Origin of the sequence: Neolewinella maritima, from assembly GCF_923081025.1 — a bacterium.
In the GTDB taxonomy this organism is placed as follows: domain Bacteria; phylum Bacteroidota; class Bacteroidia; order Chitinophagales; family Saprospiraceae; genus Neolewinella; species Neolewinella maritima.
On sequence record NZ_CAKLPZ010000007.1, the window covers coordinates 1 to 14395 of the forward strand.

The 14395-nt window shown below is 55.0% G+C and carries 23 protein-coding genes; 1 reads left to right on the top strand and 22 read right to left on the bottom strand.

Annotated elements, in window-relative coordinates; genetic code table 11:
• The 22 genes from MJQ68_RS17420 to MJQ68_RS17520 form a co-directional block, all read right to left on the bottom strand.
• Positions 1 to 1516 (bottom strand): recombinase family protein (locus MJQ68_RS17420; RefSeq protein WP_238752445.1); only part of this gene is annotated, 1516 nt, incomplete at its 3' end.
• Positions 1513 to 1671 carry a hypothetical protein gene (locus tag MJQ68_RS17425; protein ID WP_238752446.1) on the bottom strand — a complete coding sequence of 53 codons (159 nt, stop codon included), beginning with the start codon at positions 1669 to 1671 and terminating at the stop codon, positions 1513 to 1515. The genes MJQ68_RS17420 and MJQ68_RS17425, both read right to left, overlap by 4 nt.
• A 220-nt stretch (positions 1672 to 1891) precedes the next feature.
• Positions 1892 to 2575, bottom strand: coding sequence for a DNA-methyltransferase (locus MJQ68_RS17430; protein WP_238752447.1), 684 nt, complete (start codon positions 2573 to 2575; stop codon positions 1892 to 1894).
• The gene (locus tag MJQ68_RS17435) at positions 2572 to 2961 is read right to left on the bottom strand and encodes a winged helix-turn-helix domain-containing protein (RefSeq protein ID WP_238752448.1); all 390 of its coding nucleotides are present in this window, start codon (positions 2959 to 2961) and stop codon (positions 2572 to 2574) included. The genes MJQ68_RS17430 and MJQ68_RS17435 overlap by 4 nt, the downstream gene beginning before the upstream one ends.
• Complete coding sequence (locus MJQ68_RS17440; protein WP_238752449.1) at positions 2958 to 3386, bottom strand: phage N-6-adenine-methyltransferase; 429 nt, start codon at positions 3384 to 3386, stop codon at positions 2958 to 2960. The genes MJQ68_RS17435 and MJQ68_RS17440 overlap by 4 nt, the downstream gene beginning before the upstream one ends.
• Entirely contained in the window at positions 3383 to 4072 is a 690-nt protein-coding gene (locus MJQ68_RS17445; RefSeq protein ID WP_238752450.1) for an HNH endonuclease family protein, read from the bottom strand. The genes MJQ68_RS17440 and MJQ68_RS17445 overlap by 4 nt, the downstream gene beginning before the upstream one ends.
• Positions 4069 to 4326 (bottom strand): hypothetical protein, encoded by a 258-nt coding sequence (locus MJQ68_RS17450; RefSeq protein WP_238752451.1) that lies wholly within the window; start codon positions 4324 to 4326, stop codon positions 4069 to 4071. Before MJQ68_RS17450 ends, MJQ68_RS17445 begins: the two co-directional genes overlap by 4 nt.
• Positions 4323 to 4562 (bottom strand): hypothetical protein, encoded by a 240-nt coding sequence (locus tag MJQ68_RS17455; protein WP_238752452.1) that lies wholly within the window; start codon positions 4560 to 4562, stop codon positions 4323 to 4325. The genes MJQ68_RS17450 and MJQ68_RS17455 overlap by 4 nt, the downstream gene beginning before the upstream one ends.
• The gene (locus tag MJQ68_RS17460; protein ID WP_238752453.1) at positions 4562 to 4780 is read right to left on the bottom strand and encodes a hypothetical protein; all 219 of its coding nucleotides are present in this window, start codon (positions 4778 to 4780) and stop codon (positions 4562 to 4564) included. The genes MJQ68_RS17455 and MJQ68_RS17460 overlap by 1 nt, the downstream gene beginning before the upstream one ends.
• Before the next feature lie 338 nt (positions 4781 to 5118).
• Positions 5119 to 5622 carry a hypothetical protein gene (locus tag MJQ68_RS17465; RefSeq protein WP_238752454.1) on the bottom strand — a complete coding sequence of 168 codons (504 nt, stop codon included), beginning with the start codon at positions 5620 to 5622 and terminating at the stop codon, positions 5119 to 5121.
• Between the two features lie 78 nt (positions 5623 to 5700).
• A complete protein-coding gene (locus tag MJQ68_RS17470; RefSeq protein ID WP_238752455.1) occupies positions 5701 to 6051 on the bottom strand; it encodes a DUF3127 domain-containing protein in 351 nt (116 codons plus the stop codon).
• A 35-nt stretch (positions 6052 to 6086) separates the two neighbouring features.
• Complete coding sequence (locus tag MJQ68_RS17475) at positions 6087 to 6941, bottom strand: hypothetical protein (protein ID WP_238752456.1); 855 nt, start codon at positions 6939 to 6941, stop codon at positions 6087 to 6089.
• Between the two features lie 33 nt (positions 6942 to 6974).
• Entirely contained in the window at positions 6975 to 7196 is a 222-nt protein-coding gene (locus tag MJQ68_RS17480; RefSeq protein WP_238752457.1) for a hypothetical protein, read from the bottom strand.
• Between the two features lie 4 nt (positions 7197 to 7200).
• Positions 7201 to 8667 carry a DnaB-like helicase C-terminal domain-containing protein gene (locus MJQ68_RS17485; RefSeq protein ID WP_238752458.1) on the bottom strand — a complete coding sequence of 489 codons (1467 nt, stop codon included), beginning with the start codon at positions 8665 to 8667 and terminating at the stop codon, positions 7201 to 7203.
• Entirely contained in the window at positions 8664 to 9353 is a 690-nt protein-coding gene (locus tag MJQ68_RS17490) for a conserved phage C-terminal domain-containing protein (protein ID WP_238752459.1), read from the bottom strand. The genes MJQ68_RS17485 and MJQ68_RS17490 overlap by 4 nt, the downstream gene beginning before the upstream one ends.
• Positions 9354 to 9638: 285 nt before the next feature.
• A complete protein-coding gene (locus tag MJQ68_RS17495; protein WP_238752460.1) occupies positions 9639 to 10094 on the bottom strand; it encodes a GIY-YIG nuclease family protein in 456 nt (151 codons plus the stop codon).
• Between the two features lie 394 nt (positions 10095 to 10488).
• Entirely contained in the window at positions 10489 to 10725 is a 237-nt protein-coding gene (locus tag MJQ68_RS17500; RefSeq protein WP_238752461.1) for a hypothetical protein, read from the bottom strand.
• Between the two features lie 242 nt (positions 10726 to 10967).
• Positions 10968 to 11174 carry a hypothetical protein gene (locus MJQ68_RS17505; protein WP_238752462.1) on the bottom strand — a complete coding sequence of 69 codons (207 nt, stop codon included), beginning with the start codon at positions 11172 to 11174 and terminating at the stop codon, positions 10968 to 10970.
• Complete coding sequence (locus MJQ68_RS17510; RefSeq protein ID WP_238752463.1) at positions 11171 to 11548, bottom strand: hypothetical protein; 378 nt, start codon at positions 11546 to 11548, stop codon at positions 11171 to 11173. Before MJQ68_RS17510 ends, MJQ68_RS17505 begins: the two co-directional genes overlap by 4 nt.
• Complete coding sequence (locus MJQ68_RS17515; RefSeq protein ID WP_238752464.1) at positions 11545 to 12120, bottom strand: hypothetical protein; 576 nt, start codon at positions 12118 to 12120, stop codon at positions 11545 to 11547. Before MJQ68_RS17515 ends, MJQ68_RS17510 begins: the two co-directional genes overlap by 4 nt.
• Before the next feature lie 464 nt (positions 12121 to 12584).
• The gene (locus MJQ68_RS17955) at positions 12585 to 12716 is read right to left on the bottom strand and encodes a hypothetical protein (RefSeq protein ID WP_264759019.1); all 132 of its coding nucleotides are present in this window, start codon (positions 12714 to 12716) and stop codon (positions 12585 to 12587) included.
• Positions 12717 to 12773: 57 nt separating this feature from the next.
• Positions 12774 to 13505, bottom strand: coding sequence for a hypothetical protein (locus MJQ68_RS17520; protein ID WP_238752465.1), 732 nt, complete (start codon positions 13503 to 13505; stop codon positions 12774 to 12776).
• 134 nt (positions 13506 to 13639) lie between these two features.
• Between MJQ68_RS17520 and MJQ68_RS17525 the strand changes: the two genes are divergently transcribed.
• Positions 13640 to 14368, top strand: coding sequence for a glycoside hydrolase family 73 protein (locus MJQ68_RS17525; RefSeq protein ID WP_238752466.1), 729 nt, complete (start codon positions 13640 to 13642; stop codon positions 14366 to 14368).
• The last annotated feature ends 27 nt before the right edge of the window (positions 14369 to 14395 follow it).

The following is a 14395-nucleotide window of genomic DNA, read 5'->3' on the forward strand; positions in this document are numbered from 1 at the left end:
ATCCGCTCATTACCCGGTCGCTTTCACTTAGTGAAGGTGGCCGGGTTTTTAGTTTGGTGCAACTCCCTGACAGTTCGGGGATTAGGCCCAATGCGGCGTTCAAACTCGTGGTACGAAAGGTACGGTTTTTTCGGTCAAAAACTAACCCATCCGGGAAGGCCATGCGCGTAAAGTGCGATAGCTGTATCCGATTCACGCCCTGCTTGAAGATCATACCTACCCGTTGCAGGGATTGGAGTACGTTCTCCAGGATGCGCCCGTGTGCTTCGAGCATTGCTTCAGCGGCGCGTAGTTCGGCAGCTACTCCGGCCTTGCGTCCTTCCAGTAGCTTGAATTGGGCGGCACTGATTGTTCCATCGGCTAGGAGGAACAGCGCATTGGTTTCGGCTCCCTGCTGTTTTTTGAGTTCACCCCTTAGCCGCTTTACGTCGGCCTCCGCTCCGGCACGGTCGCGCTCTGATCGCTCCACGGCACGTTTACCGGCTAGGCGGGCTACGTCAGCCTGGAGGGTTAGCTCGGCCAGCATTTCATCAAAGGGCTGGTGAACCTCGGCAATGGGGATGCGGTAGTGCCGGGGCTGGGAATGGAAACAGGTGTAGTAGGGGTTGCGTCCTGACTTAGCCGGGTCACTGGTGAGCACCTTACCACACTTGGGGCAAAGTAGAGAAGGTTTCAGGTAGAACTTATGCAGCGTCTTCCCGGCACGGCTGACCGGCTTACGGCGGGCGAGTTCGCGTTGTAGGGCGTGGTAGGTGGCCTCATCGAGCACAAAAGGAACAGCTACCACTTGGCCCCGGTATCGCCCCATGATAATTTCGTTGGTCAGCAGTTCGCGGAAGCTGTCTTCGCTACCCAGCACGTCACGTCCTCCCCGGTCCTCCCAGGCAGCCTTCACCCCTACCCCACCCAGAATAAGGGCTACGGCTTGTTGAAACACGGGGAGTCGGTCAGTGGGGTCGATGACGTAGACCTTAGGTAGTCGGGTGATCCATCGGCGGCGGAAGATGCCCGGAACACGGGCAGCGCAGTAGGTGCCGTCCTTAACGTGGTAGGCGTAGCGGGTCTTACTACGCTGGCTAATGTCGTTGCTGGCCTGTTCTGCCTGTGCTAGTTCATCGCCTAGCCTCCGCTTCGAGTAGGGGTCATCAAAGTCTATCCACCGGGTCGCACAGTTGACCTCTACACCGATCTTTTGGAACTTACGGATATAGAACCACCCGGCCTCCACATTGCGGAAGTAGCGGTCCCAGGTGTCCACCATGACTAGCGTTAGGGGTTCTACTGCACCGCGATTAGAACGGGCTAACTTCGTGTGTAGCTCATCCAGTACGGCGGGATCTCTTTCGCGTCCGCTCTGAATACGGACTACGCTGTTCATGACCTTACCCGTAGGAACAGCGGCGCGGTAGACGTTTACGATGTTGTTGTCCTGGCATTCGTTGCTCCCTTGGTCCTGCTTCTTCGAGCTGACCCGGACAAGGGGCATCATGCGGTGGTGGTCGGTAATCTTGCTCACTTGGCGTTGTGTTGTTCGTCAGTCAAGGTAGCGAGTTCTTCAGCTATGGCCTTGTCGTAGGCAGCGTCTAAGATGAGATCCACCAAGCGGCTAACGTCGGGATTGACCGCTGCGGTAAGGGCTGGAGCAGGAAGGTGGCGGGCTAGGTTATCCACGTGGGTCGTATAGGGGGGCTGAGGGTAATGCTCTTGGGTAGTCCAAACAGGTGCTCTAGCATGGGCTGACAGAACATGGGTCCACCTTCGTGCATAATGAGCCGGATCGCCTCGCGGTCTTTGCGGCATAGGGGTGGGCGGCATAGTTCTGCCAGGGGCTTGTCGGGGTAGATTTGCAAGGCAGAGGCTGTGCGGCGTTCTTTAGCAGTGTTGTAGTGGGTCATAGGAGCTGCATTTGGATACCCTTAGCCATGCGCGCTTGAGCAGCAGCGTAGTAGTCGGGGTCTAGTTCGTAGCCTACGTAGTTGAAGCCCATGGATTCGGCAGCGCGAAGTGATGCGGCGGACCCTGCGAAAGGGTCAACGACAACAGGGACACCGGCAGAGAACGAGCGGTACAGGGCCTTATAAAGCAACTCTGGTTTCTCGTTCGGATGTATCATTTCGGGGCCGCTGACCCGCATGGCCTTTATAATCGACGTAGGGCGTTTGCCTTCAAACTCATAGCGTCCCTTCGTGCAATACAGGAACATTTCGTGCTTAGGTGCTGGACAGGCTTTAAGGTCGCCTAGCCCATGATTGCCTTTATCCCAGACCATTTCGTACACCACAGTGAATCCGGCCTCCTGCGCTGCGTCCTGAAACGCTTTAGCCACATCCCATCGGTAGAAAATGAATAGCCTACCCCCTGGCTTTAGTACACGGTAGGCTTCCTTTAGCCACACGGTGAAGGGTGTCTTGTCGTTAGCTATCTTTTTGAACCGTTGACTTTCAGTCCGCCAGGCGGACTGAAAGTCAATTCCGTATGGCGGATCTACCGGCATGATGTCCACGCTGTCTGACGGGAGACTAGGCAGCCCCACCTCCGGGTCCATGCAGTCAGCGTTGAGGAATAGATTGCTCATAACTCCGCTTTTAACCGCTCCAGCGTAGCACGAATAGCGGCGACCTCGGCAGCACTCATATCCTGCCGCAGCACGTTCAATTCCTTACGCACCTTGTCCAGGCTACGGCGCTTCTTTTCCAGTTCGTAGGCTGCCTGGATGCTGCACCGCTCCGTCACGTCCTGAATGGCGTACAGCAGGGAACCACCGGTAGCTTCTCGGGAGGCCACGTAGCCAATCTCTTTGAGTTCGGTGACGCGACCCGACACGGTGCCGGGGATCTCGCCTAGTAGCTCCGCGATTTGCTTGTTCGTCTTTCCGGGGTTGCGCAGGATGGTGCGGTAGACCTTGCGGCGGCTCTCAGAGCGGGGTAGCAGGCTGGCTTGTAGTTGGGCGGTGGTGCTCATGGCCGGTAGATTATTAGCATAGAGGGGAAGGGGGCGCTATTCTTAGCATCGCCAAACTTTAAGCGCCCCTTGATGAATCGTATCTCCGAGGCTACACCCAATACATGCTCGTGGAACCAGCGAACGTCCGTCCGAGAGGGAATAAGGAAGACCGTAGTTCCGCCTTCAGCAGCGGTTAGGCGGGCCTTAGCCAACCATTCGCTTATCCGGTTGCCATAGGGCGGGTTGCACCAATTGGTGGTACTCCAGGGCATCAGTAGTCCGTCGTCTTCTGCGGTGTAGTAGCGTTCACACTTGGCATTGTCGGGGCTTGCACAAACGTCCAGGTCAAACCCGAACTCTGCGTATAGCTCATCGAATAGGGCCTGTGGTGTAGCCCACATGCAGGTTTGCGAGCTAAAGACGGTGCTGTGTGGGTCAATCATAGCGCAGCGGGTTTTAGCCCCAATCGCTTACGCAGATTACGCTCCCGGCTAGCCCACCCTTTGCGACCGGCGCGGCGTTGCACTGCCTTGGGTACACGAGCAACCGCGCGGGCAGTGTGTTCGGAAAGGGACAGGATTTTAAGGTTGGCTAACTCGCAGTTCATTCGGTCACCATCGCGGAAAACGACACGGTAGCCATCTGCCACTGCACCGTAGGCTTCATGCCAGTTGTAGAGGCGCAGTTTGCACCATGCGCCCCGGTTTCCGTACAGGGGGTGGTCGGGGGATAGCTTGATGAACTTATGCTTCACGCCGTGGGCGATCCGCAAAGTGATCGTACCGACAGCAATCCCATCCCCGCGCTTCATATGGTAGAACAGCCCCAGCTTATTGGCCTTGGCAACTACACTTTTTCGCGGGCGATTCCACTGCAACGCGCAGTGCTCCGGCCCCTTGTCCGCATAGTGCTCCTTCAGGTAAGCGATCTCCTTAGCCGTGAACTTGACCGGGCGCTTCCTTCCGCCCTTGGTGGGGCCGCTGCGGCGTAAGCCCATTCGTATAGCATACGCCTTCACCGAAGAGCGACTGCGGCCTAGTGCCTCAGCGCAAGCCGTAGCGCCTTGTTCTACATAGTCGCGTTGCAATAGCTGCCGCTCCTTCAGGGACCAGGGGGTATAGGCTCTCATGCTCCCGCACTTGCACCCCACACCTTCTTACGGCGGTCATAGGGCAGTTCCTTCATCAGTTCAGCCAGCGCATTAGAGGTCACTTCCTTCTTCGTATTGGTGACCGCGCCGGGGAGGTGCCTATTGATCGCAGCAGCAGACAGGGGGCCGTGCAGGGCGATCAGATCGAGAATAGCGGTCTTGCGCTGGGCGACCTGGGCAGATTGGAGGGAGGACATAGCGTAGGCATCTGCTACTTGGAATAGTGCGCTCATTGTACTGGTGTTTTTGGTAGGCTCCACTTCGCAGACTTGAAGTGAAATACCACGAGATCGTACTTCAGCAGGTGGTTATGGAGCGCCTTGAGCACGTCACGCACCGGCAGACTGACCGCTTGGGCAATGTCTTCGGCCTTCGTGGGGCGGCGATTGATGAGGTATCCCGTGATGACCCTGGCGTACTTGGCGAGGGTTTCGGGGCTGGTTGGGGGAGCGGGGGCGTAGGTGGGCATTATGCAGGTTGGAGGTTAGTCACCCCCTTCGTGCGGGCTACGTCGTTGAGTTGGTTCTTGGGGGCTTCGATGCCGTGGATGTCGGTCAGTACGTCGATGACGGCGCAGAGGCTGTTGTACTGTTCTTCAGAGGCGTACTGAGCGTACTTCCGGGACATCTCGAAGACATTTTCGATTCGCATCAGCTCTTCTACGGTGTAGCCAGTGGCGCGCATCATAACTACTCCGGGGTGAGAATCCCCGACGCTAGGATCTAGCACTAAAGGGCCATCGCAGTCAACAACTTCAACCACTTCTATCCATGTAGATTCCCGCCCACACAGGTTACCAACTGCGCACTTGCAACTGGTCCCATGCTTCAACTCCCCATCCTCCCACGCACTAATAAGCGTAGTCAGGGTCTTTTCAAACAATTCTTTTCTATTTGGCATCTCGTGTAGTTTGATCTACGCCAAAAGTACACTATGAAGTCCGCCCCTGCAAACTTTAGCGTGTATAGTTTAAAAAAGAAGCTCCACCGGGTAGGTGAGGCTTGTAAGGGGGGTGAATGAGGCAGTTAGACCAACTCCCGGCCAGTAATAGCATGGTAGACCCGGCGTAGATCCTCCATGTCTTTCAGGTCTTTAATGAAGTTCAAATCACCGTCTACTTCATTAAATAGGTATAGGCTCCATTTACGCCGGGCGGTCATAATAATGGAGAACTGCCAGCGGTCGCAGTACTCCCCGCCGCGCTCCCTGCCAAACGTCTTTAGTGCATCGAGGGCATAGGGCGTTATTGGGGTGGTGGGGTAGTTGTGGGGATTCTCTACGATGACCAGCTCGTTGTCGAAAGCTAGTTGGCAGCCTATGTGAAAGTAGTCCCTGAACTCATCCACGAATGACCATAGCTGAAACTTGGTGTAGCCGTCTTCATCCGCCTTAGAGCGATAGTATTCAGCGTCCCGCTGCTTCCATCTGGTAATGACGTTCGCGTAAGCATTATGAACCTTCGCACGGTGCTCATAGCCTTCATCATTTAGCTTGACCTTGATGTAATCGTTTACGCTGACTTTTTTCATTGGTGGTTTATTTAAGGTGAATAACCCGACCGGCTACACGTTTGCGACCGATCGGGCTCGAATCACTTAGGTCTTGTGCTAAAATGGAAGGGGCGTGTCGTCATCCTCCGCTACCAGCTCCTCCGGTGCTTGCTTGGTCGCTTTCTTCGCCGGATCTGCCCCCACAGCCTCTACCCGCCAGGCGTTGAGGTTGGTGAAGTACTTGTCCTGCCACTGCCGCCCGCGTAGGTCGAAGTGGACCTTGACCTGCTGGCCTTCCGTGTAGTCGTCGAGGATAGCGGTGCGGTCCTGGCTGGTTTGGAACTTGACGAAGTTGTCGTACTTCCCGTTGTCGTCGGCCTTGATAACAAAGTCCCGCACCTTGAAGGATTCTCCCTTGGTTTCGGTTTCGTACTTCTTGACTAGCGTTCCGGTAATTTCAAATGACATAATGCGCTTATTTGTGGGCGTTGCCCGGTTAGTGTTTAGTTGGCACAGACGGTACAGGTTGAGCTTTCGCCGGCCGTTGATTCGTCCTTTCGCCCCCAGTAGCCTCCCATACGTTCGGCGAGCTGCATGGCGCGTTCATAATACCCAGGGTAGAATATGCGGAGCATGAAGAGCTCCCACTGGTGCATGTTTTTACAGGGCAAACAGTTGTTGTGCTTGAATACCCGAGTGCTTCCATCGTAGCCGTAGCCCCGCCGTGCGTAGCGTTCAATGATACTGGCCTGTTGATCGCTTAGGTCGGCGCGGTACTGCGCTACATAGGGCAGGATGCGGGGGTCATTCCATTTCAGGTGATAGATGTCGGGATACCAGCCGATCTCATCGGCTACCAGGGAAAAGCAATCCTCATTGGTCAGGTGAGAAATAAGGTATTCCTTATTCTCTACCCCGCGCTCAATCTGACGCTGTATCCGGGCATATTCCCCCCGGACATAGCCCACTAGATCAATGGCAATGTCGTGGCGGCGCATGAACTCCACCATGGGAGCAATCTTCAGCATCCGGGTACAGCCGCTAAACTTGGGGGAGTAAATAATCTTCTGCTCCTCAAAATGCGCTAGTAGGCTTATGTCGTCCTGCTCGTAGTGGACGTCAGGGAACTTGCGGCGGGCATAGTCCACACAGGCGTCCACGAAGGCTAAGGTGTCCGGGCTATGCTCGATAAAGTTAGCGTGGTAGAGGTAGAGCTTGTCCGGCTGGTATTCGATAAATTTAGACAGGTAGGCTAGTACAGCCGCGCTGTTGATACCACCTGACAGGCCAATCATGATAGCCTTCCCCTTGTAGTTGGGTAGTTGATCGTCGATAACATCTATTAGGGAAAGTTGCATGTTAGTATAGTTTGAGGAGGGGGCGTTGCCCGGTTAGTGTTGAGGGTCAGGTTCAAGGGCTTCCTGCATGGCTGCTACGGCGCGTTGTCCGTGCTCCAATAGGTGCCACTTAGTGTCTTCGTGGTCGATCAGTCCGGCCATCTCCAGGCAGCGCAGGGCGTCCCCGGTAGCCTCTGCCGTGCGGTTGCACTGTGCGCGCAATTGGGCAGCAGTTACAGGGCCGGATTCAGCTAAGTGGTAGAGCAGGTCGCGCATAAGGCTAGAAGGGATCTCCATCGTTGTATTCTATTTTTGGCATTACTGCCCCTCCGTAGGGCTGTTTAGGAAAGGGGCTGACCTCAAAGGCGTCTGGGTCGTAGGATTCCCACAGGGTAAGCGTCTTGTTGAAGCGGCAAATCACGTTACCGATCTCGCCCTCTGTGTTCTTCAGGACCATCATTTTGCCCATGCCCGCAGAGTCAACCGTGTTGCCGGGGCTTATCTCCATTTCGCTGTGTCCGTGGTACTCTGGGCGGGTCAGCATCACTACATGGGTAGAACTGTCGCCGATCTCAGAAGTACCGCGTAGGTCGGCAATCTCCGGTTCGTGGTTGGGCCGACTTTCGTACGACTTGCGTAACTGACAGGCCATGACGATGATGACGTCCAACTCACCGGCCAGCACCCGTAGCGACTGCATGAGCATGGCCCGCCCGGTTTCTACGTCCCGACTCAGTTCGCTCACATTGATGAGTTCCAGTCGGTCGAAGAGGAACACGCGCATAGCTTGCGTCGCCTTCAGGTAGTGGATTTTGCTAATGGCCTGGGCAGCAGTCAGCCCCCCGCCCTCGATGACAATGCCACTGTCGGCGATTACGTAGGTGGCCTCTGCTACCTTCGCCACGAGGTCTTCGTGCTCCAGGTAGCGCCCCTTCTTCAGGTCGCGCGCATCAATGCCGGTACGCGACGCCATGAGCCGGTTAATCTGCACCCTGGGCGGGTTCTCCCCACTCCACGAGTAAGCGCCCTCAGAGGCATTTACCCGGGCGTTCAGGATCGTGTTGTAGGCACTGGACTTACCCGAACCCGTAGAACCGGACACAACCACCAGGGAGCCGCCCAGCACGTCGGCTAGGTCGTCTACTGCCTCAATGCCAAACAGGGGAAAACTTGCGTCGTCTCCCATCGCGGCTTGCTTAGCGGCAAAGTCGATGAACTGCTCCACTTGGTCGAGCGTCGTGGGGGCGGTAGCCGCACTGACGTAGTTGGCCACCGCGTCGAGCTGCGTGGCTACGTAGGCGAACGTTTCCGAGGTAGGCATCTCCACCGTACCGCTTTCGTCCTGAAGGATCTGCCCGATGCGCTGGCCTTCGCGACGCTGCCAACGTTCCAGGATGGACAGCTCACACGCTTTGAGGTCACAGCGTAGGGTGGTACGGCGTAACTTGTCCAGCATCTCCATCCCCCCGGCTTCCTTCATCTCCCCTTGCGCCCGTAACTCGTTAGCCACAGTCAGAATATTAACCGGCTTGCGATCCAACGACAGGCTACGCATTGCGGCATAGGTGGCCGCGAAGCGCACATCGTAGAAGTGAAGGGGCCGCAGGTGAGTGAGGTCGTGAATGCGGGTGGGATCTCCCAGCAGGGCGGCGGTTAAGGCCCACTCACTGTCCCGGTCATTGGGCGGAGTGGTCGAGGGCGCAGGTAAGGCGTTGTAGGCCGTGACGTTTGATGGGTTGGTGCTCATTGTGCTGCGGAAGCGTTTGCGCGCTGGCGACGGGTGCCAGTGTAGGTTTTGCGAATAGGGGAAGTGGAGGGGGTGGTGTAGCTCCGAGCATCAGTCGTAGCGGGGGGCAGAGCTAAGCAGAACGATTGCAGGTCTTTGACCTTGGCTTGCTTGTGCGCCGGTAGGTCTAGCCAGTGATCGAGGTAGCGGGGGAAATTGGATGCGCGAAAGCAGGTCGTAGGGTTGAGCGAATCCTTCATCTCTTGATTGTGCAGCCAACAAAGTGCTCTGTCCGCGATTACTGACACACAATCTAACCAGGTTGCGCCACCGTTGATTCGTGCTCTTATTTCTTGGCGATGTGTTTTCCCGGTTAACGGTCTACGCCCTGCTCTGATGGTAGAATTCCAGTAGTCCAGGACGCACTGTGCCTTTTCATCCAGGCTCTTCGGCTTAGTAGCGGGTGCAGCAGGCGCGGCGGAACCCTCCGGGCTTACATCGGGACTTTGACTTCCTTGATTAGGAAAAGAAACGTCGAGCGATAGCTCGACATGTTCTTCCTTTATATTCTTTTTATCTTCTTCTTTACATTCTTCTATATGGCGTTCACTTATTGAACGAATAGCGTTCACTTTGGAAACTTTTGCGTTCACTTTGGAAACGCCCAGTTGGGGTGCGTTCACTTTGGAAACGTCTTCATAGGCCATGGTATACCATTCCTCAGTTGTCCTTTTCTGCTTAGAATTTGCCGGGTTAACCTCCATGAGGCCAAGGTCAACGAACCGAGTCACCATCTTAAAAACCGCCCCTTTACTAAACCCGAGAAAGGCCCCAATCTGTTTGTAGGAGTTTTCTGACCACCCATCTACAGAGTACTTTGGGCTGGTTTGGCTTTGATAGTATATATCTAGTACGCAGTATTCGTTGGGAGTAACACCCAGCGATAGACGCGGCCCATGTAGTATGTTAGTGAACTTCCAAGTCATTACGCTCTATTGTTGGATGGTTTCGCAATAAGTGCGTACCGAGCACACTTCATCTTCAGTCAAATCAAACCATTCGCCACGCACACGCTTATGGGCATAGATTGCGTGTAGCCGCATCTCGTCGGCATTGGTCCCCGGCCAGTAGCCTATCATTTCAATGTCCGGCTTCTCAGACTGTAGAGTGCGTTCGCGCACAGTGGGCCGCTTAGACCGCCCAATCTTCGTGGCCCCGGAATGGTGGTCCCGCATCATGTAGATGAAGGTTTGTTTGGGCTTTAGAGTAGGAAAGGATTCTACTTTCTGATCGACTGAAATCCAGTTGGCTATCACCCGGATTTCGTGGTGTCGGTTGCATGGTTTTTTTAGGCACAACTCGTCGCTGCTATTGGCGCTCATAGAATTATCATCAAATTCGTCTGAGTAACTTGGTAGGTCTAGTCCGACGAATTCTATATAGTCCATGCTATGCCATTCACATAGAAGCTGCGCCCATTTATCGCCTAACTGAAAGCATCCGTCACTAATGTGGCCTACGGTAGGCCAACCCCCGTACCTGTGATGGTCGTACACTATTTTGACTAGAATCCCTATCTCTTTGGCAGTGATGAAAGTCTCTTTGCACAAGTCTAATGAGACAATGTTTTCGTCATTAGTAAGGCCCCTAATATGGCGGAAGTAGCAATCGTGCGTAGGAAAGGTGTACGATAGAGCAGCACCAATTTTGGACCTACTGCTAGGATCAAAACGAACCATACCCGACAGCTTTTCGGATGCAGCGTTCGGGGGGCTTCCCTGGTGGGCAAATTCACGGCAGGTGTCTAGTATCTCAGCGTATGGTACAGTCATAGCAAATCGGTTAATCTTCCCACACCACCAGGGGGTCTTCCAGCAGCTCCACTACCCTACCGGCGAACTTCGACGAAGCAGTCAGGTCATCGAGCATCCACTGTTTGAGGTGGTGTGCCTGTCCTTTAGCATTCATAGCCTGGGTGAGGGCATAGAAGTTGGTCGTCGCAGCGTCGATTTCGAAAAACGTCTGAGCAGCTTCTAGCTGGGCGTTCACGGCGTCGTACACTTTGCGGTAGGGATTCATGGGTGAGTTAGAAAGGTGTGACAAATAAGAAAGCCCCGACCGTCTTGCGACAGTAGGGGCATTTCTATGGCTTGTGTGAGACTTGCCGACCAGATATGAATATCAAAAGTTAGGTCGGGCTAACCGACCAGTATCTGTGTATATAAGATCAGCGGTGTCTCACGACCGCCACAGGGAGCATCCCCGTTTCCACAAATATACACCCTAAAGTTGACATGGGCGAACTATAAGGGGCAAACAGTTCAAAAAATAACGCACTGTGGGCAAGTTTGGGCTGCCTGACGCACGATGGCCGCGTTTTTCCTGGCCTCCTGAAGCTGCCGGTCCAGGGCCACCAACTGCGAAAGGGGCGCAAATCGCTTAAGTTGTTGGAGATCGCGCACCCTGGCGTCTAGGATCTCGGCGGCTGCTGCGTAGTCTTTTGGAGTGGAACTGTTGGTTAAGATCATGCGGCGGTTTTGTTTGAAATGACTTCCTCGATGTGATCGACCGTCCCCCGCAGGATCTCGTAGGTGGTGATGAGGTGGTCCGGTTCTTCCTCCGCTGCGATCTCGGCCAGGCAGTAGCGCTCAACCAGGATCTCCCAGGGCCGCGTCACACTGCGCTCATAGGGGCGCATATCGGACGCTACAACGTCCTGGGAGCCGCCCCGGAAGCGGATACGGTGCGTATGGAAGGAACCGCCCGTGTATTCCTCCACAATGCCTAGCGTCGGCTCCTGTACGTCGTGCTTCGAGTTTACGCGGGGCAGGAAGAACACGCGCTGCTTAGGGGTATACTGGTCCTGGTAGTGGGGCAGGTCCGTAAAGTCGGGCGCGTTCATTTGGCGGGCTTTGTGCGGGTTATGGGGCAGTGGGGGTAGCCTATGTTGGTATGCTTGTTTCCATCCAGGGTGATCCATCCCTCGTGCGAGAAAGAGGAGCTGACTACGAACAGCGTCTTGTCTATGGCGTCGTGCTCAATACAGATCACCGGGTTGCCCTCACTATCCCATCCGAACGGTTCGGCTACATCCTCCGGCCCGAACGGGCGTTGGGTGCGGGGGGCGTGACGGATGTGGAGATTTTCGTAGGAGCCGTTGACTACACCGTCCGAAGCTGCTGCCCATTCAAATTTGTCACCGTCTATCTTAAACTTAATTCGGCCGAGTGATGGAAACACCTGCGTAATTCTTCCCACCCGTATCCCCCCGCAACTCGAAGCGGCATTGTCGGCACGAGTCCCGTGAAACTCCACCCGATCCCCCACCTTAAAGGGCCGTTGTTCCGGCTGCTCTGCTTTCTCTTCCTCCACCTGACTGCCCAGCAGTTCTTCCGCATCGCTTAGGGGGCGGATGTGCTTCAGTTCGCGGTGAATGGGGTCGTGGCCCTTACCCCGGCCAAGAATGTACGTCATACCGCCATTTAACAGCGGCGGGTGCGTCTCGCCGGTGTAGCGCGCAATAGTCCAGCCGTAGGTCAGGGACTTCAGCAGGACTATTTCGTCCTTCTCTGGGGTCCATGCGCGCCGGGTTACGGCACGTTCGGTCCAGGGGGTGTGGGATAAGATGGGGCGCTCACTGGCGGAGCCGTAACAGCCCTCAGACGTGTAACAGTCTGTATTACCATCCTCCCATTCTGCCGTGATAGGATAATCACTATAGGCGCGATGTGATACTTCCACCACCTTCCCCGCGCCCTCAAACCGGGGGTCGTAAACAGTATCTCCTATTTTAAACATAGTTCCATCTTTTGCGCCCACGAGGGCAGTGAATGGAAGCAAAAGCCCCGCAACGCTACTGAAGCGAAGAGGGGCTTTACGTGCTCCCGATGGGAACAAAAATACACTTTATAGTTCAACTATGCAAACTATGCGCACCATTAGTTGGCTTTTTTGGCGGCATCTGCAACGAATTTATCCATCTTTTCAGCAATCGCCAGGATGCGGTCAGCCTTTTCGGTTACGTTGCGGGCAGCTTGGGTGGTATTGGGGGTGAGGACGCTAGGGTTCATAAGGGGTTGAAGGGTTTATGCCCCTAAAGATAGACCAAACCAAACATTTAGTTGGCCCTACCGCAGAATCTCAACTATGTCATCAATGCTGTCACGTAGCAATTTCAACCCTTCTTCGCGGTTTGCCCCCTTTTTTAAGTGTCCGATGGACCGGGAAAGATTTTCGGCCGATGTGCGAAGTTTTTCCATAGCGAGGTTTAACCGCTGGTTTTCGGTATCTGTCCGCAGCTTATCAAGGCGGGTCATTTCGGCGTTGATAGCATTCTGATAGTTCTGACTTTCCACTGCTTCGAGTTCGGGAATGAGTGCCTTCAGCTTCTCGGATAGCATACCCGGCTGCACGACATAGCTATCAATGCGGCGGTGCGCTACGGCAGCGGTTTCAGTCTTTGCCCTCGTGGGTTCTTCCTTCACGAGTTCCAGGCTGAGCAGGTTAGAGTAGGGTGCGCCCATGTCACGTACTGCCTGACGCACATGACGCATGGGTACGTCGTGGTTGTGCTGCAACATCACGGCAATGACCTTAGCGGTATCTACGGCGCGAATGAGCGAATCACTTTCCAGCAGCCCCTCCCCGCTCAGGATGCGTTCGCCTACTGCCTTACCGCGCGAGATCGCCACCTTCGTATTTAGGGTGTAGTGTTTGGTCACCAGCTTAGTCAGCCTAGTGTAGAACGGGCGCTTCCCCTGTGCGGCGTAGTCCTTAATGAGCGCATGATACAGCAGCGCCATATTTTTAGTGCCCTCTTCGCTGTCTAGCTCCAGGAAGGGTTCGAGATTGGGGGTCATATGTGTGGATTTCTAAAGTCGATTTGTTGAATGTAGTACGAATTTAGGAAAAAAATCAACTATAAACGTTAGGGAAGTCAAAAAATGGCCTATCTTTACACCCGACAGGACCGCCGTCATAGACAAACGGCACCATGGATTCGACGAATAACGTTTACCGCTCCGGCACTGGCCTGGGCTTTGAAGTGTACCGGGGCGAACGCCGGGTACTCGCTTCCCACCTACGCTGGGAGCGCATCGCGCTACTGCTTACTACCCTGGCCTTATGTGCTATGTATTACACCTACCCGGTGCAGGACGCAGAGCCACGTACTAACGCAGTAGAGGCAGCAGCGCTTCCCCTTCCCCCTTTACGTACTGATCGCGTGGTAGAGACGCCCGTAGCCGCTCCTAAGTGGAACAATGACGCAGAGCGCGCCTACGTGAAGCGGTTTCAGGCCACAGCGATTAAAGAGATGGAGCTATTCGGCATTCCCGCCAGCATCTCCATGGCGCAGGGACTGCTGGAGAGTGGTGCAGGAACGAGCACCCTGGCGCGGAAGTCCAGGAACAACTTTGGCATCAAGTGCTTCTCCAAAACGTGCGGGAAGGGCCACTGCACCAATCACAATGACGACCACCACAAGGACTTCTTCAGGATCTACGCCTCAGATTGGGAGAGCTGGCGCGATCACTCCAAGTGCCTAGCCGAGAAAGACCGTTACCGCTCCCTGTTCAAGCTGGACCCCAACGATTATGAACGATGGGCTAAGGGACTGAGTAAGGCGGGCTACGCTACTGACCCTAACTACCCCACGAAGCTTATTCGGTTGATCGAGCGGCTGCGGTTGTTTGAGCTGGATGAGGGAAGGGAGGTGGTGTAGGGCTAATGGACAACGAACCACGCAGCC

Excerpts from the sequence above, each read along its gene's own strand:
- MJQ68_RS17430 (WP_238752447.1), bottom strand. The coding sequence starts at position 2,575 with ATGAGCAATCTATTCCTCAACGCTGACTGCATGGACCCGGAGGTGGGG.
- MJQ68_RS17435 (WP_238752448.1), bottom strand. The coding sequence starts at position 2,961 with ATGAGCACCACCGCCCAACTACAAGCCAGCCTGCTACCCCGCTCTGAG.
- MJQ68_RS17440 (WP_238752449.1), bottom strand. The coding sequence starts at position 3,386 with ATGATTGACCCACACAGCACCGTCTTTAGCTCGCAAACCTGCATGTGG.
- MJQ68_RS17445 (WP_238752450.1), bottom strand. The coding sequence starts at position 4,072 with ATGAGAGCCTATACCCCCTGGTCCCTGAAGGAGCGGCAGCTATTGCAA.
- MJQ68_RS17450 (WP_238752451.1), bottom strand. The coding sequence starts at position 4,326 with ATGAGCGCACTATTCCAAGTAGCAGATGCCTACGCTATGTCCTCCCTC.
- MJQ68_RS17455 (WP_238752452.1), bottom strand. The coding sequence starts at position 4,562 with ATGCCCACCTACGCCCCCGCTCCCCCAACCAGCCCCGAAACCCTCGCC.
- MJQ68_RS17460 (WP_238752453.1), bottom strand. The coding sequence starts at position 4,780 with ATGATGCGCGCCACTGGCTACACCGTAGAAGAGCTGATGCGAATCGAA.
- MJQ68_RS17465 (WP_238752454.1), bottom strand. The coding sequence starts at position 5,622 with ATGAAAAAAGTCAGCGTAAACGATTACATCAAGGTCAAGCTAAATGAT.
- MJQ68_RS17470 (WP_238752455.1), bottom strand. The coding sequence starts at position 6,051 with ATGTCATTTGAAATTACCGGAACGCTAGTCAAGAAGTACGAAACCGAA.
- MJQ68_RS17475 (WP_238752456.1), bottom strand. The coding sequence starts at position 6,941 with ATGCAACTTTCCCTAATAGATGTTATCGACGATCAACTACCCAACTAC.
- MJQ68_RS17480 (WP_238752457.1), bottom strand. The coding sequence starts at position 7,196 with ATGCGCGACCTGCTCTACCACTTAGCTGAATCCGGCCCTGTAACTGCT.
- MJQ68_RS17485 (WP_238752458.1), bottom strand. The coding sequence starts at position 8,667 with ATGAGCACCAACCCATCAAACGTCACGGCCTACAACGCCTTACCTGCG.
- MJQ68_RS17490 (WP_238752459.1), bottom strand. The coding sequence starts at position 9,353 with ATGGCCTATGAAGACGTTTCCAAAGTGAACGCACCCCAACTGGGCGTT.
- MJQ68_RS17495 (WP_238752460.1), bottom strand. The coding sequence starts at position 10,094 with ATGGACTATATAGAATTCGTCGGACTAGACCTACCAAGTTACTCAGAC.
- MJQ68_RS17500 (WP_238752461.1), bottom strand. The coding sequence starts at position 10,725 with ATGAATCCCTACCGCAAAGTGTACGACGCCGTGAACGCCCAGCTAGAA.
- MJQ68_RS17505 (WP_238752462.1), bottom strand. The coding sequence starts at position 11,174 with ATGATCTTAACCAACAGTTCCACTCCAAAAGACTACGCAGCAGCCGCC.
- MJQ68_RS17510 (WP_238752463.1), bottom strand. The coding sequence starts at position 11,548 with ATGAACGCGCCCGACTTTACGGACCTGCCCCACTACCAGGACCAGTAT.
- MJQ68_RS17515 (WP_238752464.1), bottom strand. The coding sequence starts at position 12,120 with ATGACGTACATTCTTGGCCGGGGTAAGGGCCACGACCCCATTCACCGC.
- MJQ68_RS17955 (WP_264759019.1), bottom strand. The coding sequence starts at position 12,716 with ATGAACCCTAGCGTCCTCACCCCCAATACCACCCAAGCTGCCCGCAAC.
- MJQ68_RS17520 (WP_238752465.1), bottom strand. The coding sequence starts at position 13,505 with ATGACCCCCAATCTCGAACCCTTCCTGGAGCTAGACAGCGAAGAGGGC.
- MJQ68_RS17525 (WP_238752466.1), top strand. The coding sequence starts at position 13,640 with ATGGATTCGACGAATAACGTTTACCGCTCCGGCACTGGCCTGGGCTTT.